This is a genomic window from Streptomyces sp. NPDC031379 (assembly GCF_055569615.1).
The window spans coordinates 13551-30801 of the sequence record NZ_JBVIIT010000035.1 but is presented as its reverse complement, the minus strand read 5'-3'; the positions used below and the strand labels follow the sequence as shown (position 1 = coordinate 30801).

Genomic DNA, 17251 nt, shown 5'->3' with positions numbered 1-17251 from the left:
CCGGGGGCGGATCGGCGGGGCGGTCCGAGCACTCGGCGGGGCCGTGCCCCGCCCGCGGCCTACAGGAACGAGTTGATCTCGATCGTCTCGTCGCGGCCCGGTCCCACGCCGATCGCGGAGATCGGGGCGCCGGACATCTCCTCCAGCGCCTTGACGTAGTTCTGGGCGTTCTTCGGCAGGTCGGAGAAGGACTTCGCCTTGGTGATGTCCTCGGACCAGCCCGGCAGCGTCTCGTAGACCGGCTTCGCGTGGTGGAAGTCGGTCTGGGAGTACGGCAGCTCCTCGACGCGCTTGCCGTCGATCTCGTACGCCACGCAGACCGGGATCTGCTCCCAGCCGGTCAGCACGTCCAGCTTGGTGAGGAAGAAGTCGGTCAGGCCGTTCACACGGGTCGCGTACCGGGCGATGACCGCGTCGAACCAGCCGCAGCGGCGGTCGCGGCCCGTGGTGACGCCCCGCTCGCCGCCGATGCGGCGCAGCGCCTCGCCGTCCTCGTCGAACAGCTCGGTCGGGAAGGGACCGGCGCCGACCCGGGTCGTGTACGCCTTCAGGATGCCGATCACACGGCTGATCTTCGTCGGGCCCACACCGGCGCCGGTGCAGGCACCGCCCGCGGTCGGGTTCGAGGAGGTGACGAAGGGGTAGGTGCCGTGGTCGATGTCCAGGAGGGTGCCCTGGCCGCCCTCGAACAGGACGACCTTGTCGTTCTCCAGCGCCTGGTTGAGGAGCAGCACGGTGTCGGCGACGTACGGCTCGATCTGCTCGGCGTAGCCCAGCAGCTCCTCGACGACCTGGCCGACGGCGATCGCGCGCCGGTTGTACAGCTTGGTCAGGATCTGGTTCTTGATGTCGAGGGCAGCCTCGACCTTCTGGGTCAGGATCGACTCGTCGTACAGGTCCTGGACCCGGATGCCCACGCGGTTGATCTTGTCGGCGTAGGTGGGACCGATACCGCGCCCGGTCGTGCCGATCTTCCTCTTGCCGAGGAAGCGTTCCGTCACCTTGTCGACGGTCACGTTGTACGGCGTGATGATGTGCGCGTTACCGCTGATCACGAGCTTGGACGTGTCGACGCCACGCTCGTTCAGACCGCTCAGCTCGGAGAGCAGGACCGACGGGTCGACGACGACACCGTTACCGATGACCGGCGTACAGCCGGGCGAGAGGATTCCGGAAGGGAGAAGGTGGAGTGCGTACTTCTGGTCGCCGACGACGACCGTGTGGCCGGCGTTGTTGCCGCCCTGGTATCGCACTACATAGTCCACCGAGCCACCGAGCAGGTCGGTCGCCTTCCCCTTGCCTTCGTCACCCCACTGAGCACCGAGCAGCACAAGTGCGGGCACGCGCGTACACCCCTTCCGGGCGGGGCATGTCCAAGGTCGGGGGCGTGGGCGTAAGGTTCACCGCCGCGTGCCACAGCGACCGCCGTTGGTCGCACAACCGTCGGACCGGATGCCCCGGAATAGACGAAGCCCCTGGCGCAATAGCGCAAGGGGCTCTTGCACAAAGATGCTACCCGAGGAAGCGAGGCAGGACCGAGGTGGCGACTTTCGCGACGTCCGATCAGCTGCTGGTGATCATCGATCCGACAGCACGGGAGGCGGACGGGGAGTCCGTACGGATCGTGAAAGACGTGCTCAGCGCGGGTGCGGCGGCCAAGGTGTGTCTGCCGCAGGGGCCGGAGGAATTCGCCCGCGCGCTGGGCCGACGGGGTTCGAGGCGCCCGGTCGTGGTCGGCGACGACCGGGCCCTGGTGCGGGCGGTGACCCTGCTGCACCGGCAGCGGGAGCTGGCCGACTGCGCGCTGTCGGTGGTGCCCGTGGGAGGCACGCTGGGGCTGGCGGAGTCCCTGGGGGTGCCGACGGGAGCGGTGGCGGCGGCACGGGCGGTCCTGGACGGCGCCGAGCGCCGCCTGGACCTCCTCGTCGACGACAGCGACGGGGTGGTGCTGGGCACCCTGGGCATTCCGCCGGCGCCGGTGCGGGCGGCTGCCGCCGAGCCGGTGGGCGTGCCGTCCGGGCGGCCCTGGCTGCGCACGACGTACCGCTCGCTGGTCCGCACCCTGGCACCGCGCCCCACCCGCCTCTCCGCCGTACCGGCTCCCGGTCCCGCCCGGCTCCGGGTGGAGGTCGACGGCGAGACGGTGGTGGACCTGGACCAGCCGGTCGAGGCGGTCTCGGTGACGGCGGGCACGGGCGGCGCGGCCTCGGTGGAGGTACGGCCCCTCTCGGTGGGCGCGGAGGCGACCCCCCTGCTGGCCTCCGGGCGCACGGTGACGGTCGTGGGCGCCGACTTCCGCTACCGCGCGGACGCGGCGATCGCGGGCCCGGTGCGCAGGCGGACGTGGCGGGTGGTGGAGGGGGCCTGGGGGCTCACCCTGCCCGCCCATCCCTGACGGGCACGGCACCCCCTAAAGGTCTGGTGACAAATATTTAACCCTGCCGACCCCTTCCCGAGCGTGTCCCTCGTCCAGCATTCTGCTGCATCAGGACCCGAGGACCGGACACGGAGGGGGCCACCCGATGGCAGTGGACGAGGGCGTCGCTCCGGCGGCGGGGACGGACGGCGACGGCACGGTCCATCGGCTGAAACCCAATGCCGTCGGCCTGCTCGGTGTGGTGTTCATGGCGGTCGCCACAGCCGCGCCGATCACGGCGATGACCGGGAACGTGCCCTTCATGGTGTCGTCCGGCAACGGCGTCGGGGCACCCGCAAGCTATCTCGTCGCAATGGTCGTCCTGGCAATCTTTTCCGTCGGTTTCACCTCGATGGCGAAGCACATCACGTCCACCGGCGCCTTCTACGGCTTCATCTCCTACGGGCTGGGACGGACCGTGGGGCTGGCCTCCGGACTGCTGGCCACCTTCGCCTACGTCGTCTTCGAGCCGGCGCTGATCGGCATCTTCTCCACGTTCGCCACGACCACGCTGAAGGACCAGACCGGGCTGCACGTGCCCTGGTGGGCCTTCGCGGTCCTGATGCTCGCGATCAACGCCACCGGCACCTGGTTCGGGGTCAGCGTCGCCGAGAAGCTGCTGGTGGTACTGCTGGCGACGGAGGTCACCGTGCTGGCGGCCATGGCGGTGTCCGTGGCCCTCCACGGCGGGGGTCCGCACGGGTTCACCTTCGCGCCGGTCGACCCCGTCAACGCCTTCAAGGGCACCTCCGCCGGGCTCGGCCTGTTCTTCGCCTTCTGGTCCTGGGTCGGCTTCGAGTCGACGGCGATGTACGGCGAGGAGTCCCGCGACCCGAAGAAGATCATCCCGAAGGCGACGATGATCAGCGTCCTCGGCGTCGGGGTCTTCTACGTCCTCGTCTCCTGGATGGCCATCACCGGCAACGGCGAGGCGGAGGCGGTGCGGGCCGCCTCGTCCGCCAACCCGCTCGCGATGTTCTTCGGCCCCACCGAGCGCTACGTCGGTCACTGGGCGGTCGACGTCATGCAGTGGCTGATGATCACCGGCTCCCTGGCCTGCGGCATGGCCTTCCACAACTGCGCCGCCCGCTATCTGTACGCGCTGGGACGGGAGGGCGTCCTGCCCTCGCTGAAGAACACCGTCGGGCGCACGCACGCCCGGCACGGCTCCCCGCACATCGCCGGCCTGGTGCAGACGGTGGTGAGCGGGGTGCTGATCGCCGCGTTCTGGGCCGCGGGCAAGGACCCTTACACGGGTACGTACGTCCTGCTCGCGATCCTCGGCACCATGGCGATCCTCGTCGTCCAGGCCGTGTGCTCGTTCGCGGTGCTGTGGTACTTCCGCTCCCACCACCCCGAGAGCCGCCACTGGTTCCGCACCTTCACCGCGCCCCTGCTGGGCGGCGTCGCGATGCTCGCGGTGGTCGTGCTGCTGGTGTCCAACATGGGCGCGGCGGCCGGGCCCGAGTCCGGCTCACTGGTGCTGAAGGCGACCCCGTGGCTGGTCGCCCTGGTCGCGGCGGCCGGCGTCGGCTGCGCCCAGTACCTCAAGCACCGCTCCCCCGAGCGGTACGCGTTGCTGGGACGGACGGTGCTGGAGGAGACCAAGGAACGCTGAGCCGGGACGCCGAGCGGGGCCGGTGCCCGAACCGCTCCTGGCCGGCGTACCGGTCACCCCACCTCGACGCTCAGCCCCTCCAGCCCCCGGATCACGAAGTTCGGCTTCCTCCGCGGCTCCGTCGCCAGTCTCAGGGTCGGGGCCTGCCGGAGGAGGGCCGTCATGGACGCCGCCAGTTCGATGCGGGCCAGGGGGGCGCCGATGCAGTAGTGGATGCCCGCGCTGAAGGAGATGTGCGGGTTGTCCGCACGGGCGAGGTCGAGCTGCTCAGGGGCCTGGAAGGCCGCCGGGTCGTGGTTGGCGGAGCCGAAGAGCATGGCGATCTCCGCGCCCCTCGGGATCGTCGTGCCGTCGATCTCGATGTCCTCCAGGACCCAGCGTTCGAAGAGCTGCAGCGGGGTGTCGTAGCGCATCAGCTCCTCGATCGCGGACGGGATCAGCGAGTGGTCGGCGCGCAGGGCCGCCAGCTGGCCGGGGTTGCGGAACAGCGCCCACCAGCCGTTCACCGTGGCGTTGACCGTGGCCTCGTGCCCGGCGTTGAGCAGGAGGACGGCCGTGGAGATCATCTCCTGCTCGGTGAGGCGGTCGCCCTCGTCGTGGGCCGCGATCAGGCCCGAGATCAGGTCCTCCCCCGGCTTCTCGCGGCGCGCCGCGATCAGCTCCCGCAGGTGGTCCGAGAACTCCACCGAGGCCCGTACCGCCCGCGCCGCCGTCTCCTCGGAGGGATTCAGCTCGTACATCCCGCAGATGTCCGCCGACCAGGGGCGCAACTGCCCCCGGTCCGCCTCGGGGATGCCGAGCATCTCGGCGATCACCGCCACCGGCAGCGGCTCGGCCACGTCCGCCAGCAGGTCCCCGCCGCCCGCCTCCACCAGCTTCGCCACCAGCTCGTTCGCCAGCCCGTGCACGTACGGCTTCAGCCGCTCCACCGTGCGCGGGGTGAACGCCTTCGACACCAGGCGCCGGATCCGGGTGTGGTCCGGCGGCTCCAGGTCGAGCATCCCGTGGTCGTTGAGGGTGTGGAACGGCTCGTGCTCCGCGGGCGGCGCGGTCCGGCCGAAGTCCTCGTGCGAGAACCGGTGCTGGTAGGTGCGGCCGAGGCGGCGGTCGCGCAGCAGCGCCGAGACGTCAGCGTGGTGCGGGACCAGCCACTGGTCGGTCGGCTCGTACCGGATCACCCGGCCGCGCGCCCGCAGCTCGGCGTAGGCCGGGTACGGGTCGGCGACGAACTCCGGGTCCCAGGGGTCGAAAGCGAGGTCGGTGGGGCCTGCCATGCGGGGACGCTAACGCGTCGGCCCGGGGTCTGACCAGGGGTGCCGCCGTCAGCGGGGCCACCACGGCTCTCGGCGTCAGCCCGGAGTCACCAGCCGCGCCTCGTACGCGAACACCGCCGCCTGGGTGCGGTCCCTGAGACCCAGCTTCACCAGTATGCGGCTCACATGGGTCTTGATCGTCGACTCCGCCACCACCAGCCGCCCGGCGATCTCCGCGTTCGACAGGCCCTGCGCGATCAGGACCAGGACCTCCGTCTCCCGTTCCGTCAGTTCCCCGTACGCCGCCTGGGCCGCCGGCATCAGCCGAGGCGCCTCGGACAGGCGCGAGAACTCCGTGATCAGACGCTTGGTGACCGAGGGGGCGAGGAGAGCCTCGCCGGCCGCCACCACCCGTACTCCGTCCGCCAGTTGCCGGGCCGAGGCGTCCTTCAGGAGGAAGCCGGAGGCGCCCGCGCGCAGCGCCTGGTAGACGTACTCGTCCAGGTCGAACGTCGTCAGGACCAGCACCTTCGCCAGGCCGTCCGCCGCGACGATCTCCCGGGTCGCCTCGATGCCGTTCAGCTCCGGCATGCGGATGTCCATCAGGACGACGTCCGGCGCCAGTTCACGGACCCGGTCCACCGCCTCCCGGCCGTTGACGGCCTCGCCGACCACCTCGATGTCCGGCATCGCGTTCAGCAGGACCGAGAAGCCCTCGCGGACCATCATCTGGTCGTCGGCGATCAGTACGCGGATCGTCATGCCTCGCCCTCGATCGCGCCGGCCGCCGGCACCGGCAGGAACACCGTCACCTCGAAGCCTCCGTCGGCCGTCGGTCCCGTCGTCATCTCCCCGTTCAGCATCGAGACCCGCTCCCGCATCCCGGTGAGGCCGTGCCCGGCGCCCGGTGAGGGCTTGAGCAGGGCCGAAGCCGGCGGTGGGCCGTTGACGACGCGCAGGCCCAGCCCGCCGAGGACATACCCGATCTCCACCCGGGCACCGGCGCCCGGCGCGTGCCGCAGCGTGTTGCTCAGTGCCTCCTGCACGATCCGGTACGCCGACAGCTCCACGCCCTGGGGCAGTTCGCGGACCGCGCCGGTCACCGCCTTGTCCACCTCCAGGCCGGCCTCCCGCACATTGGCGAGCAGCGCGTCCAGGTCGGCGAGGGTGGGCTGGGGGGCGTCCGGGGCCTCGTAGTCCTCCGCGCGGACGACGCCCAGGACCCGGCGCAGCTCGGTCAGGGCCGCCACCGCGTTCTCGCGGATGGTGGCGAAGGCCTTCTCCAGCTCCGGCGGCGGGTTCTCCACCCGGTAGGGCGCGGCCTCCGCCTGGATGGCGACCACCGACATGTGATGGGCGACCACGTCGTGCAGCTCACGGGCGATGGTCGTGCGCTCCTCCAGCAGCGTGCGCCGCGAGCGCTCCACCGCGGTCACCGTCTGTTGGGCGGTCACCTCCTGCTGGGCCTGCCGGCGTATGTGCCGGACGGTGACGGCCAGCAGGATCAGCGCGGAGACGATCAGCATCGGGGCGACGTCGGTGTCGTAGTGCCCCCAGCCGAAGGCGGCCTCGGCCCAGAAGCCGTACAGCGCGGTCAGCGCCCACATCCAGGCCGCCGTGCGCGGGCGGGTGCGGATCGCCACGACCGTCAGCACCACCAGGTGGGAGAGGAAGCTGCTCGGCAGCCACGGCCACTCGCTCCAGCTGTTGCTCGCGGCGATCGTGGTGGCCGTGGTCGCCGCGAGCGACAGCCAGAACGCCCCGGCCGGACGCACCAGGGTCAGCAGCACCGGGACCAGGGCCAGCAGCGCGCACACCACGGCCGACGGGCCCAGGTAGTTGTCCGCGAGGGCGATGAGCGCCGCCACCCCGCCGGCGGCCGCGACCGTCGCGTGCGGGGCCCAGGCCGCGTACTCCTTGGTGCGGCCCGTCAGATGGCGGCCGACCGGGCCGTCGGCGGCAGCGCGGGGCAGCGGGCGGTAGGCGAAGGCGTCGTGGAACAGGTCCTGCCACAGCCCGCGCAGGGCGTCCGCGGCCAGCCGGAACTCGGGGCTGCGCGGTCTGCCCGCCACCCCCGGCGGTGTGGTCTGCGTGTGCGTCGTCTCGGTCACGTGCCACACCGTAGGGCGCGCACGGGGGCGCGGTCGTCCTCTCGAAGGGGGGTCCTCGGGGGTCCGTCTCAGGTACTACGGGCCGCCTGGGTCAGTATCCGGAGGGGCGCACCAGCCCCGACTCGTAGGCGAACACCGCCGCCTGGGTCCGGTCCCTGAGGCCCAGCTTCACCAGGATCCGGCCCACGTGCGTCTTCACGGTCTGCTCGGCGACGACCAGCCGACCGGCTATCTCCGCGTTCGACAGGCCCTGCGCGATCAGCGCCAGTACCTCCGTCTCCCGTTCCGTGAGGTCACCGACGCGCTGTCTGAGCGGAGTGCGGGGGCCTTGGTCCAGACGGGAGAACTCCGCGATCAGGCGGCGGGTGATGCCGGGGGCGAGGAGGGCGTCACCGGCCGCCACGACCCGGACCGCCTCGGCGAGCTGGTCGGCGGAGGCGTCCTTGAGCAGGAAACCGGCGGCCCCCGCGCGCAGCGCCTCGTACACGTACTCGTCCAGGTCGAAGGTGGTCAGCACGAGGACCCTGATGCCCGGGTGGTCGGCGGTGATGCGGCGGGTCGCCTCGATGCCGCCGAGTTCGGGCATCCGGATGTCCATCAGGACCACGTCCGGCAGCAGTTGCGCCGTCCGGGCGATCGCGTCCCGGCCGTCCACCGCCTGTCCGATCACCTCGATGTCCGGCTTGGTGTTGAGCAGCACGGTGAAGCCCTGCCGGACCATCTGCTGGTCGTCGGCGATGAGTACGCGGATGGTGCCGCTCGTCATGGGGTCTGTTCTCCTGTCGGGGGCGGGGCGGGCGGGAGCGTGGGCGGGGCGCCGTCCCGCGGGAGGAAGGCCGAGACGGCGAAGCCGCCGGCCGGGGTCCCGGCCGCGGTGAGGGTGCCGCCGAGCATCGTGGCGCGCTCCCGCATGCCGAGCAGCCCGTGTCCGGCGCCCGGGGAGGGCGGAACGGGGTGCCGCGGGCGGGAGTTGGTCACCGCCAGGCGCAGACCGTCCCTCAGGTGCGCGACCTCGACGCGGACCCGGGATCCCGGCGCGTGCCGCAGGGCGTTGCTCAGTGCCTCCTGCACGATCCGGTACGCCGACAGCTCCACCCCCGGAGCGTAGGGCCGCGCCCGGCCCTTGATCTCGGTGGTCACGTCCAGGCCCGCCGCGCGGGTGTTCTCGATCAGCGCGTCGAGCCGGCCGAGCGTGGGCTGGGGTGCGTCCGGCGCCGCTCCGGTGCCGGGATGGCCCAGACCGTAGGGGTCCTCGGGGTTCTCCGACCGCAGCACGCCGAGCACCCGGCGCAGCTCGGTGAGCGCCTCCAGCGCGTTCTGCCGGATGCCCGCGAGGTTCTCGATCAGCTCCTGCGGCGGGCGCTCGACGAGGTGCGGGGCCACCTGGGCCTGGATGGAGATGACCGACATGTGGTGGGCGACGACGTCGTGCAGCTCCCGCGCGATGCGGCTGCGCTCCTCCAGCAGGGTGCGGCGGGCCCGCTCCTCCGCGGTGAGGGTGGTCTGCTCGACGAGTTCGGCGCGCGCCTCCCGGCGGCCGCGCAGGGCGCTGCCGAGGATCACGACGACCGAGAAGAAGACGACCGCGAGCACCCCGGTGGGCGTGTAGCCGGACGCGCCCCACAGGCCCTGGAGGAGATAGGTGAGGAGCACGGTCACGGCCAGCGCCTCGACGGACACCCGCGTGCGCACCCGCAGGGCGAGCAGCAGCAGCACGGCCATGTGCCCGACGATCCCGGCCGACGACCAGGGCCACGTGAAGTCGTGGGCACCGCCTGCCAGCAGCTGACGCCGCACCTCCACCGCCCCCACCAGCATGCCCGCCATGGACATCCACCACGCCGGGACCGGCCGCCACAGCGCGAGCACCACGGCGCCGCCCTGCGCGAGTCCGATCAGCACGGCGAGCTGGGAACCCACGCCGCCGTCGGATCCGAGCTGCGCCACCGCGCCGAAGGCCACCCCGAAGGCGACCAGCCACAGCAGGCCGTGCGGGAACCAGCGCAGCCACATCGAGGGCGGCAGAGGATCCGCACGGAAGGTCCACAGGTCCTCGCGCAGCGACCGCAGCCAGCGCCGTGCGCGGCCCACCCCCGTTTCCGTCACGCGGACCAGCCTAGACACGGGGCGCCTGCCGAGCGGACCGCCGGGCCGCCGGGCGGTGAGCGCGGACCACCCGGGACGGGCTGCGGGCGCCGCCCTGCTCATGCCGGTGAAAGGCGGTCCGGAACAGCGCGAGCACCATCGCGAACACCGGCAGCCACAGCAGCCGGGCCGCCACCCAGCCGAGCCCCTCGGGGAGCGTGTGCAGGCCCGGAAGCCGGCCGGCCGGCAGGGCGGCGGCCGTCGTGACCATCAGGGCCGTCTGGTGCCACAGGAAGACCGTCATCGCGGAGAGGTTGACCAGGGCCACGGCCGCCCAGACGAGCGGACGGCGCATCGCCGCGCGCAGCCGGTCGCGCAGCAGCAGGGCAAGACCGCACTGGGCCACACCGAAGGTCACGGCCGCCAGGGTCGGCGGGTCGAGGTTGGAGATCGCGGCGCCCGGGACGCCGACCATGGACGCGGGGTAGCCGGCCCCCGCCACCAGGGCGGCCGTGGCCGTCGTGCCGCCGAGCAGCAGGATCCAGGCGGTGCGGCGGCCGTCCAGCTCGCCCCGGGCCCAGGCGGCCCCGAGGGTGTACGGGACCAGCCAGCCCGCCGCCAGGTTCAGCAGGCCCAGCCACGCGGGGCCCAGGTGCAGACCGAAGCGGAGGAGGTCCACGTGCAGGACGACGGCCAGGGGCCAGAGCGGGTGGAGACGGGCGACGAGGGGGGTGGCCGCCGTCAGGGCGGCGAAGACCAGCAGGAACCACAGCGGGGACAGGGCCAGTTTGACGAGCGTGTGCAGCGTGCCGAAGGGGGTGCCGGTCAGCAGCAGGGCCGTCGCCGCCACCGTCCACAGGGTGAGGAGGGCGAGGACCGGCCGGAGCAGGCGGGTCAGGCGGCCGCGCAGCCAGGCGCCGTACGACACGCCCCGGGCGCGGGCCGAGGCATGACCGCGGGTCGCCACATGGCCGCCGACCAGGAAGAACACGGCCAGCGTCTGGAAGACCCAGGAGATCGGGGCCAGCCACGGCAGGTGCTGCAACGGGCTCGCCGTGTGCAGCGCGCCGTCCTTCGCGACGAGCGCGGTGACCAGCCAGTGGCCGAGGACGACACCGAGGATCGCGACGGCGCGCAGCGCGTCGACCGCGCGGTCCCGGGACGCGGGGGTGGCGGTGTCCACGCGGTGGGCGCCCTGACGTACGGCGTGCAGCGCGCGGCGCGGGGCGCTCGGGGCGGGCTCAGGCACGGGTCACCTCCGAGGTCTCGCCCAGGGTGATCCGGGCCAGGTTGGCGAGGGCGGCCGAGCCCGGGGTGAAGTAGCCGCTGTGGCCGGCGCCGGCGGCGTCGAAGACCCGGGCGCCGAAGGCACGGGAGACCGGGTCGGTGCCGAAGCCGACGGTGGTGACCAGCAGGTCGGCGCGGAGGTGCGGTACGTGGGCCACCCAGTCGTCGCTGCCGCGGGCCGCCCAGACGCGGGCGGGCGTGTGCAGGCCGGCGACGGTGTCGGCGCCGGTGCCGGGGCTGCCGACGAGGGCGATGTCGGCCGCGTCCAGGTCCGCGGCGGCGCGGCCGCAGACGACCGAGCCGTAGGAGTGGCACAGGAGGGCGATGCTCGTCCGGGCGGGGGTGAGGGCGTGCAGCTGCCGTACGAGGGCGCGCAGGTGGGGGGCGGCGTCCTCGGCGCGGGCCGGGGTCGCCACGGCGGTGCCGACCGTGGCGGGGGTCCGGTAGCCGAGCCAGGCGACCACGGCGACGCGGGTGCCGCCGGGTGCGCGGTGCGTGAGGTCGTCGTAGAGGGCGGCCGCCGCCCGGTGGAAGCGGGCGTAGGTGTCCAGGGAGGTGTCGGAGCCGGGGACGAGAACCGCCACGTGATCGGCGTGGGGCAGGTCGCCGAGGACCTCCGTGGCCAGGCCGGGGCCGCGGCCGTCGAAGGAGAGGAGGTGGCGGGAGGGGGCGGCCACGGCACGGTCGGCGGCGGCGCGCCGGCCGTCGCCGTGGGCGGCTGCCATGCGGGCGGCCTCGGTGGCGTTGGCGCGGTTCGCCTCGTACGCCGTGTGCAGGGTCGCCGGGGTGAGGGGGACGCCGAGGGCAGCGGGGGGCGGGGCGGGGATCGCGGGGCGGGCCGCGCCGGAGAGGGGGACGACCAGGGCGGCGGTGAGCAGGGCGGGCAGCAGGGCCCGGCGCCGGACGCGGTGCGCCGTCGGGCGGCCTTCGGCGGACGGGAGCGCCGTCGGCGGCTGCGGGTGCGTGGTGTGCGGCGGCGCGTGGCCCATGGGTGGCTTCCCTCCGGACCGCCCGGCCATCGGGTGCGTCCGACAGGGAAGTTAGGGAGGGGAGCGGGTCGTCGGCGTCCCGCCAGGGAGCCGTCCCGCGCGGTAGCTCTCAGGTACTACGGGTATCACCGGGGTCGCCCCCCTACGTGGGAAGCAGGCGTGTCACCAGGCCAGTTGGGCGATCTCCTCCGCCACCACCGCGCAGGCGTCCGCCGCCGGGTCGATCAGCGGGAAGTGACCGACCTCCTCCAGCAGCGTCAGGCCCACCATCTCGCCGGCCTTGGCCGCCGCGTCCGCGTACGACTCGGCCACCGCCTGCGGCACCTCCAGGTCCGCACGGCCCTGGACCAGCGTCGTCGCGATGCCCGTCGGAAGGAGCAGCGCGGGGTCGGCGTACGGCCGGCGCTCGGCGAAATGATCCTGCCCGCCCAGGAGTTGCAGGGCCGCGCCGCCGCAGACGTCCAGCTTCTGAGCCACCGCGAGGTCCGCGATCGGGGCGAGGGCGACGACACCGCGCAGGGGGGCCGGGCCGTCCGTGCGCCAGGGGGCGTCGGCCGGCAGGACGTGGCGGGCCGCGGCCCAGAGTGCGAGGTGGCCGCCCGCCGAGTGGCCGGTGAGGACCGTGCGGCGGGCGTCGGCCTGCGGGAGCGCCGTGCCGACCAGGGCGGGAAGGGCGTCCAGGGCGGCGGCCACGTCGTCGAAGGTGTCGGGCCAGCGGCCGGCCGGCGGGGTCGGGGCCCCGGAGCCGCTCTGCGATCCGGTGTTCCGCGCGGGGACCGGGGCGTCGCCGCCGCGTCTGTACTCGACGTTGGCCACGGCGAAGCCCCTGCGCGCCAGGCAGTCCGCGAAGGGGGTGAGGTAGCGGCGGTCGTAGCGGGCACGCCAGGCTCCGCCGTGCAGGACGACCACCAGGGGGGCGGGGGAGGTGCCGGTGCGCGGAGCGTAGAAGTCGATCACCTGGTCGGGGTGGTCGCCGTAGGCGGCGGTGACGTCGGGGCCGACCGGGGAGTGCGCGAAGGCCGACTCCTCCTCGGCGGCGGCGCGGGCTGCTGCGGCGTGGTCCGGCATGCTCCAACCTCTCGGCGAGGGAACGGGTTTGGCGATGTGGCGGACCAGGCGGGGATTGTTCGTCGGCCGTTGGCGGGGACGGTATCAGGCCAGTGACGTGCGAGGACATGGGGAGGTGACGGAGGGTGAGGGATGGACGGTTCTGTACCGGGAGGGCGGTGTGGCGAGCGCCCCGAAGGGGCGCGGGATCCGCGCGGCCGGCCCCCACCGGCCCGCAGCCGGACCCCCGCCCCCCGGTCAGCCGTCAGCCGTCAGCCGCGGGCCGGCGGCGCCAGCACCTCCCCCAGCACCCGGGCGGCTCGCTCCACCTCGCCGAAGCTCACGTACAGCGGGGTGAAGCCGAAGCGGAGGACGTCGGGGTGGCGGAAGTCGCCCACCACGCCCCGCTCGATCAGCCGCTTCATCACGTCACCCGCGTCGGCACAGCGCAGCGCGACCTGGCTGCCCCGCTCCTCGTGCGGTTCGGGGGTCAGGGACTCCACGCGGCCGGGCTCCGTGTACGTGGACACGCAGCGCAGGAAGAAGTCCGTCAGGGCGAGGGACTTGGCACGGACGGCCGTGACGGAGACGTCCTCCCAGACCTCCAGGGCCGCCTCCAGAGCCAGCATGGAGAGGATGTCCGGCGTGCCGACGCGGCCGCGCAGGGCGCCGGGTGCCGGGGCGTAGGACGGGCTCATGCCGAAGGGATCGGCGTGGGAGTTCCAGCCGGGGAGGGGGGAGTCGAAACGGGGCTGCAGGTCGCGGCGGACGTAGAGGTACGCCGGTGAGCCCGGGCCGCCGTTCAGGTACTTGTAGGTGCAGCCGACCGCCAGGTCGACCCCGTGCTCGTCCAGGCCCACCGGCAGCGCGCCCGCGCTGTGGCACAGGTCCCAGACCGCGAGGGCCCCGCAGGCATGGACCGCCGCCGTCAGCGACGGCAGGTCGTGCAGGCGCCCGGTGCGGTAGTCGACGTGGTTGAGCAGGACCGCCGCCGTGCGGCCGGACAGCGCCGACGGGACCTCCGCAGGAGTCACCGCACGCAGGGTGCGGCCCGTCAGGCGCGCCGCCGACTCGGCGATGTAGCCGTCCGTGGGGAACGTCGTCGCGTCGACGAGGAGTTCGTCACGGCTGTCGTCGGCCATGCGGATCGCCGCCACAAGTGCCTTGAGAACGTTGACACTGGTGGAGTCGCCCACCACGATCTGGCCCGGTGCCGCGCCGACCAGCGGGGCGATGCGGTCGCCGATCCGCTCGGGCGCGGTCCACCAGCCGCTCTCCTCCCAGGAGCGGATCCGCAGTTCGCCCCACTGCCGCCGGACGACGTCCTCCAGCCGCCCCGGTACGTTCGCCGGCAGCGCGCCGAGCGAGTTCCCGTCCAGGTAGACCCCCGCGACGCCGGCCGCGTGATCGGATGCCGTGTCGAGGACGAAGCGGGAGCGGAGCGGGGCCAGTTCGTCAGCCTCGTCCAGCTTCTTCGCGAACAGCGCCAGTTCAGACATGGGACCTCGCCGTCCACAGCTCCGGGAACACGTTCTTGCGGGCCCGCTTCTCCAGCCAGGCCACGCCGGCGGAGCCGCCCGTGCCGGGCTTGGCGCCCATCGCGCGGCGGGTGGCGACCAGGTGGTCGTTGCGCCAGCGCCACACCAGTTCCGCCACGTCGCTGAGGGCCTCGCCGAGGCGGGCGAGTTCGGCGCTCTCGTCGCCGGAGTAGATCTCCGCCCAGGCCGACTCGACGACGTCCGAGGGTTCGTAGCGCCGGGCCACGTCACGGTGCAGGACGGACCCGGGGACCGCGTGGCCGCGGCGGGCCAGCAGCCGCAGCACCTCGTCGTACAGGCTCGGCTCGTGCAGCGCCTTCTCCAGTTCCGCGTGGACGCGCGGGGCGCCGCGGTGCGGTACGAGCATGGACGCGGACTTCTCGCCGAGCAGGAACTCCATGCGCCGGTACATCGCCGACTGGAAGCCGGAGCCCTCGCCCAGGGCACTGCGGTAGGAGTTGAACTGCGCCGGGGTCAGCTGGCCGAGCGGCTTCCAGGAGGCGTTCAGCGCCTCCAGCTCCCGCACCGAGCGCTTCAGCGCGGCGATCGCCGTCGGTACGTCGTCCGAGCGCAGGGCCTGCGCGGCCGTCTCCCACTCGTGGACGATGACCGTGAACCACAGCTCCATGACCTGGGTGGTGACCAGGAAGACCATCTCTCCGGGGTCGTCGGAGAGGGTGTGCTGGAGGTGGGTGAGCACGTCCGCCTTGACGTAGTCCTCGTACGGCGTCGTGCCCGCGAAATCGAGATGCGGGGTCTCGGGCTCAGCGGCCTCGGAAGGGGGGTGAGCCTTTTGGGACATCGCTGTCTCCTGATGTTACTCCGGGTAGCGGTCCGCCCCTGCCGATGCCGGCACGGGGGCCCCGGTCCCCACCCCGAATCCTCCGCAATCCCCCCGGATACGGCAAGGCCCGCCTGCTGCCAGGCGGGCCACACCGGCACCTCCCGTCGGGGGGTCAGCCCAGGGTCTGGGCCGCCGTCGGGGAGGAGTCCTTCAGGAACTGCGTGCAGCGCTCGTACTCCTCCTGCTCGCCGATGGCCCCGGCGGCCCGGGCGAGGCCGTGCAGGGCGCGCAGGAAGCCGCGGTTCGGCTCGTGCTCCCACGGAACCGGGCCGTGGCCCTTCCAGCCGTTGCGGCGCAGCGCGTCCAGGCCGCGGTGGTATCCCGTACGGGCGTAGGCGTACGACTCCACGACCGCGCCACGCTCGAACGCGTCGTCGGCCAGCTGGGCCCAGGCGAGGGAGGAGGTGGGGTGCTGGGCGGCGACGTCCGTCGGCGCGGTGCCGCTCGCCAGCAGCTCGCGGGGCTCCGGATCGTCCGGGAGGTGGGTCGGGGCCGGCCCACCGAGGAGGTTCTCGTGAATCGTCATGGGTTCAGTTTCTCGCACGGATACGCGGGTGAGCGCCCCGGACGGGCGCCAGACCCCCTAGCGACGGCCCCCCGCCTCCAACGGCGGACACGTCACGTTGCCGTGGGTCCGGCACTCCGGTCGGCGGCACCCGGGAGCCGGCCGGCGGACCAGCGCGAAAGCCAGTGCCGAGCCCAGCAGCAGCGTCCCCGCGCAGATCGGCATCGCCCGGTCGAAGGACCGGTCGAAGGCGGCCGGGTCGCGATACGCCTCCGGCCCCATCCCCGCCAGCAGCGGGAGCGCGGCCACCGCCACCAGGCCCGCCGCGCGGGCCGCCGCGTTGTTGATGCCGCTGGCCAGGCCCGCCCGGGCGGTGTCCACGGAGGCGAGGACCGTGGCCGTCAGCGGGGCGACCAGGGTGACCATGCCGGCGCCCATCACCAGCAGCGCGGGCAGGACGTCCGTGAGGTAGTCCGCGTCCGGGCCGACCCGGAGCATCAGCAGCATCGCCGCCGCGCAGAGCAGGGGGCCGACGGTGAGCGGCAGCCGGGGGCCCGTGCGGTCGGCCAGCGCGCCCGAGCGGGACGAGAACAGCAGCATCAGGGCGGTGGTGGGGAGCAGCGCCGTACCGGCGGCCAGCGGCGAGTAGCCCGCGACCACCTGGAGCTGGAGCGCGGTGAGGAAGAAGAAGCCGCCGAAGGCCGCGTACACGCACAGCGTGACCAGGTTGACCGCCGTGAACTGGCGCGAGGCGAAGATGTCCGGCGGGAGCATCGGGTCGGGGCGGTGCTTCTCGACGTACACGAAGGCGGCCGCCGCGGCCAGGCCCGCCGCCCCGGTCAGGGCTACTGCCGGGGAGCCGCCGGGAGCCTCGATGAGTGCGTAGGTCAGCAGGGCGAGGGCCAGGGCGCCGAGGGCCGCGCCGAGCACGTCGAAGCGGCCCTGCCCGCCCTGGCCGGCGGACTCCGGCACGTGCCGGACCGCGACCGGGACGCACAGCAGGGCCAGCGGGATGTTCAGCAGGAACACCCAGCGCCAGCCGGGGCCGGTGACCAGCCAGCCGCCCAGGAAGGGGCCGACCGCGGCGCCGATCCCGCCGAAGCCGGACCACAGGCCCACGGCCCGGCTCCGGTCGTCGGGGTGGAAGGAGGCCTGGATGAGCGCGAGGGAGCCGGGGGTGAGGAGCGCCCCGCCGATGCCCTGCAGGGCGCGGGCGGCGATGAGGACGCCGGAGGTCGGGGCCAGGCCGCACAGCAGCGAGGCCGCCGCGAACCACACCACCCCGAGCACGAAGATCTTCCGGCGGCCGTAGCGGTCCCCGAGCGAACCGCCCAGCAGGATCAGGCCGGCCAGTGTGACCATGTACGCGTTGACCGTCCACTGCAGCGCGGCCAGGCTCGCGCCGAGGTCGCGGCCGATGGTCGGCAGGGCCACGTTGACGACGGTCGAGTCCAGCATGGCCATGCTGGAGCCGAGGATCGTGGTGAACAGGATCCACTTGCCCCGGGGCGAGGCCAGCCGGACGTCGGGCATGCCCCCAGGTATACAGCGGGCCCGG

Annotated in this window: 15 protein-coding genes; 2 read left to right on the top strand and 13 right to left on the bottom strand. The window is 73.4% G+C overall.

The window, feature by feature from the left end; translation table 11 throughout:
• Positions 1–59 precede the first annotated feature (59 nt).
• Entirely contained in the window at positions 60–1343 is a 1284-nt protein-coding gene (locus ACZ5CW_RS36960) for an adenylosuccinate synthase (RefSeq protein WP_468609425.1), read from the bottom strand.
• 197 nt (positions 1344–1540) lie between these two features.
• Between ACZ5CW_RS36960 and ACZ5CW_RS36955 the strand changes: the two genes are divergently transcribed.
• Together ACZ5CW_RS36955 and ACZ5CW_RS36950 are read left to right on the top strand one after the other, a co-directional pair.
• Positions 1541–2395, top strand: a complete 855-nt coding sequence (locus tag ACZ5CW_RS36955) for a diacylglycerol kinase family protein (RefSeq protein ID WP_468609423.1) — start codon at positions 1541–1543, stop codon at positions 2393–2395.
• A gap of 127 nt (positions 2396–2522) precedes the next feature.
• On the top strand, positions 2523–4034 hold the full coding sequence (locus tag ACZ5CW_RS36950; RefSeq protein ID WP_468609421.1) for an APC family permease: 1512 nt from the start codon (positions 2523–2525) through the stop codon (positions 4032–4034).
• Between the two features lie 53 nt (positions 4035–4087).
• Here the strand turns inward: ACZ5CW_RS36950 and ACZ5CW_RS36945 are convergent, their stop codons facing one another.
• The 12 genes from ACZ5CW_RS36945 to ACZ5CW_RS36890 all read right to left on the bottom strand — a co-directional run bounded on the left by ACZ5CW_RS36945 (position 4088) and on the right by ACZ5CW_RS36890 (position 17226).
• On the bottom strand, positions 4088–5308 hold the full coding sequence (locus tag ACZ5CW_RS36945) for a cytochrome P450 (protein ID WP_468609419.1): 1221 nt from the start codon (positions 5306–5308) through the stop codon (positions 4088–4090).
• A gap of 75 nt (positions 5309–5383) precedes the next feature.
• Positions 5384–6049 carry a response regulator gene (locus ACZ5CW_RS36940; protein WP_468609417.1) on the bottom strand — a complete coding sequence of 222 codons (666 nt, stop codon included), beginning with the start codon at positions 6047–6049 and terminating at the stop codon, positions 5384–5386.
• The gene (locus ACZ5CW_RS36935; RefSeq protein ID WP_468609415.1) at positions 6046–7398 is read right to left on the bottom strand and encodes a sensor histidine kinase; all 1353 of its coding nucleotides are present in this window, start codon (positions 7396–7398) and stop codon (positions 6046–6048) included. Before ACZ5CW_RS36935 ends, ACZ5CW_RS36940 begins: the two co-directional genes overlap by 4 nt.
• 91 nt (positions 7399–7489) lie before the next feature.
• Positions 7490–8164 (bottom strand): response regulator, encoded by a 675-nt coding sequence (locus ACZ5CW_RS36930; protein WP_468609413.1) that lies wholly within the window; start codon positions 8162–8164, stop codon positions 7490–7492.
• A complete protein-coding gene (locus ACZ5CW_RS36925) occupies positions 8161–9606 on the bottom strand; it encodes a sensor histidine kinase (RefSeq protein ID WP_468609411.1) in 1446 nt (481 codons plus the stop codon). The genes ACZ5CW_RS36930 and ACZ5CW_RS36925 overlap by 4 nt, the downstream gene beginning before the upstream one ends.
• Entirely contained in the window at positions 9515–10732 is a 1218-nt protein-coding gene (locus tag ACZ5CW_RS36920; RefSeq protein WP_468609409.1) for an acyltransferase family protein, read from the bottom strand. Before ACZ5CW_RS36920 ends, ACZ5CW_RS36925 begins: the two co-directional genes overlap by 92 nt.
• Entirely contained in the window at positions 10725–11759 is a 1035-nt protein-coding gene (locus tag ACZ5CW_RS36915; protein WP_468609407.1) for an alpha/beta hydrolase, read from the bottom strand. The genes ACZ5CW_RS36920 and ACZ5CW_RS36915 overlap by 8 nt, the downstream gene beginning before the upstream one ends.
• 162 nt (positions 11760–11921) lie before the next feature.
• Positions 11922–12827, bottom strand: coding sequence for an alpha/beta hydrolase (locus tag ACZ5CW_RS36910; RefSeq protein WP_468609405.1), 906 nt, complete (start codon positions 12825–12827; stop codon positions 11922–11924).
• Positions 12828–13078: 251 nt separating this feature from the next.
• Entirely contained in the window at positions 13079–14305 is a 1227-nt protein-coding gene (gene kynU, locus ACZ5CW_RS36905; protein WP_468609403.1) for a kynureninase, read from the bottom strand.
• Positions 14298–15146 carry a tryptophan 2,3-dioxygenase family protein gene (locus ACZ5CW_RS36900; protein WP_468609401.1) on the bottom strand — a complete coding sequence of 283 codons (849 nt, stop codon included), beginning with the start codon at positions 15144–15146 and terminating at the stop codon, positions 14298–14300. Before ACZ5CW_RS36900 ends, kynU begins: the two co-directional genes overlap by 8 nt.
• 154 nt (positions 15147–15300) lie before the next feature.
• Positions 15301–15714, bottom strand: coding sequence for a DUF3151 domain-containing protein (locus ACZ5CW_RS36895; RefSeq protein WP_468609399.1), 414 nt, complete (start codon positions 15712–15714; stop codon positions 15301–15303).
• Positions 15715–15771: 57 nt separating this feature from the next.
• On the bottom strand, positions 15772–17226 hold the full coding sequence (locus ACZ5CW_RS36890; RefSeq protein WP_468609397.1) for an MFS transporter: 1455 nt from the start codon (positions 17224–17226) through the stop codon (positions 15772–15774).
• Positions 17227–17251: the final 25 nt, after the last annotated feature.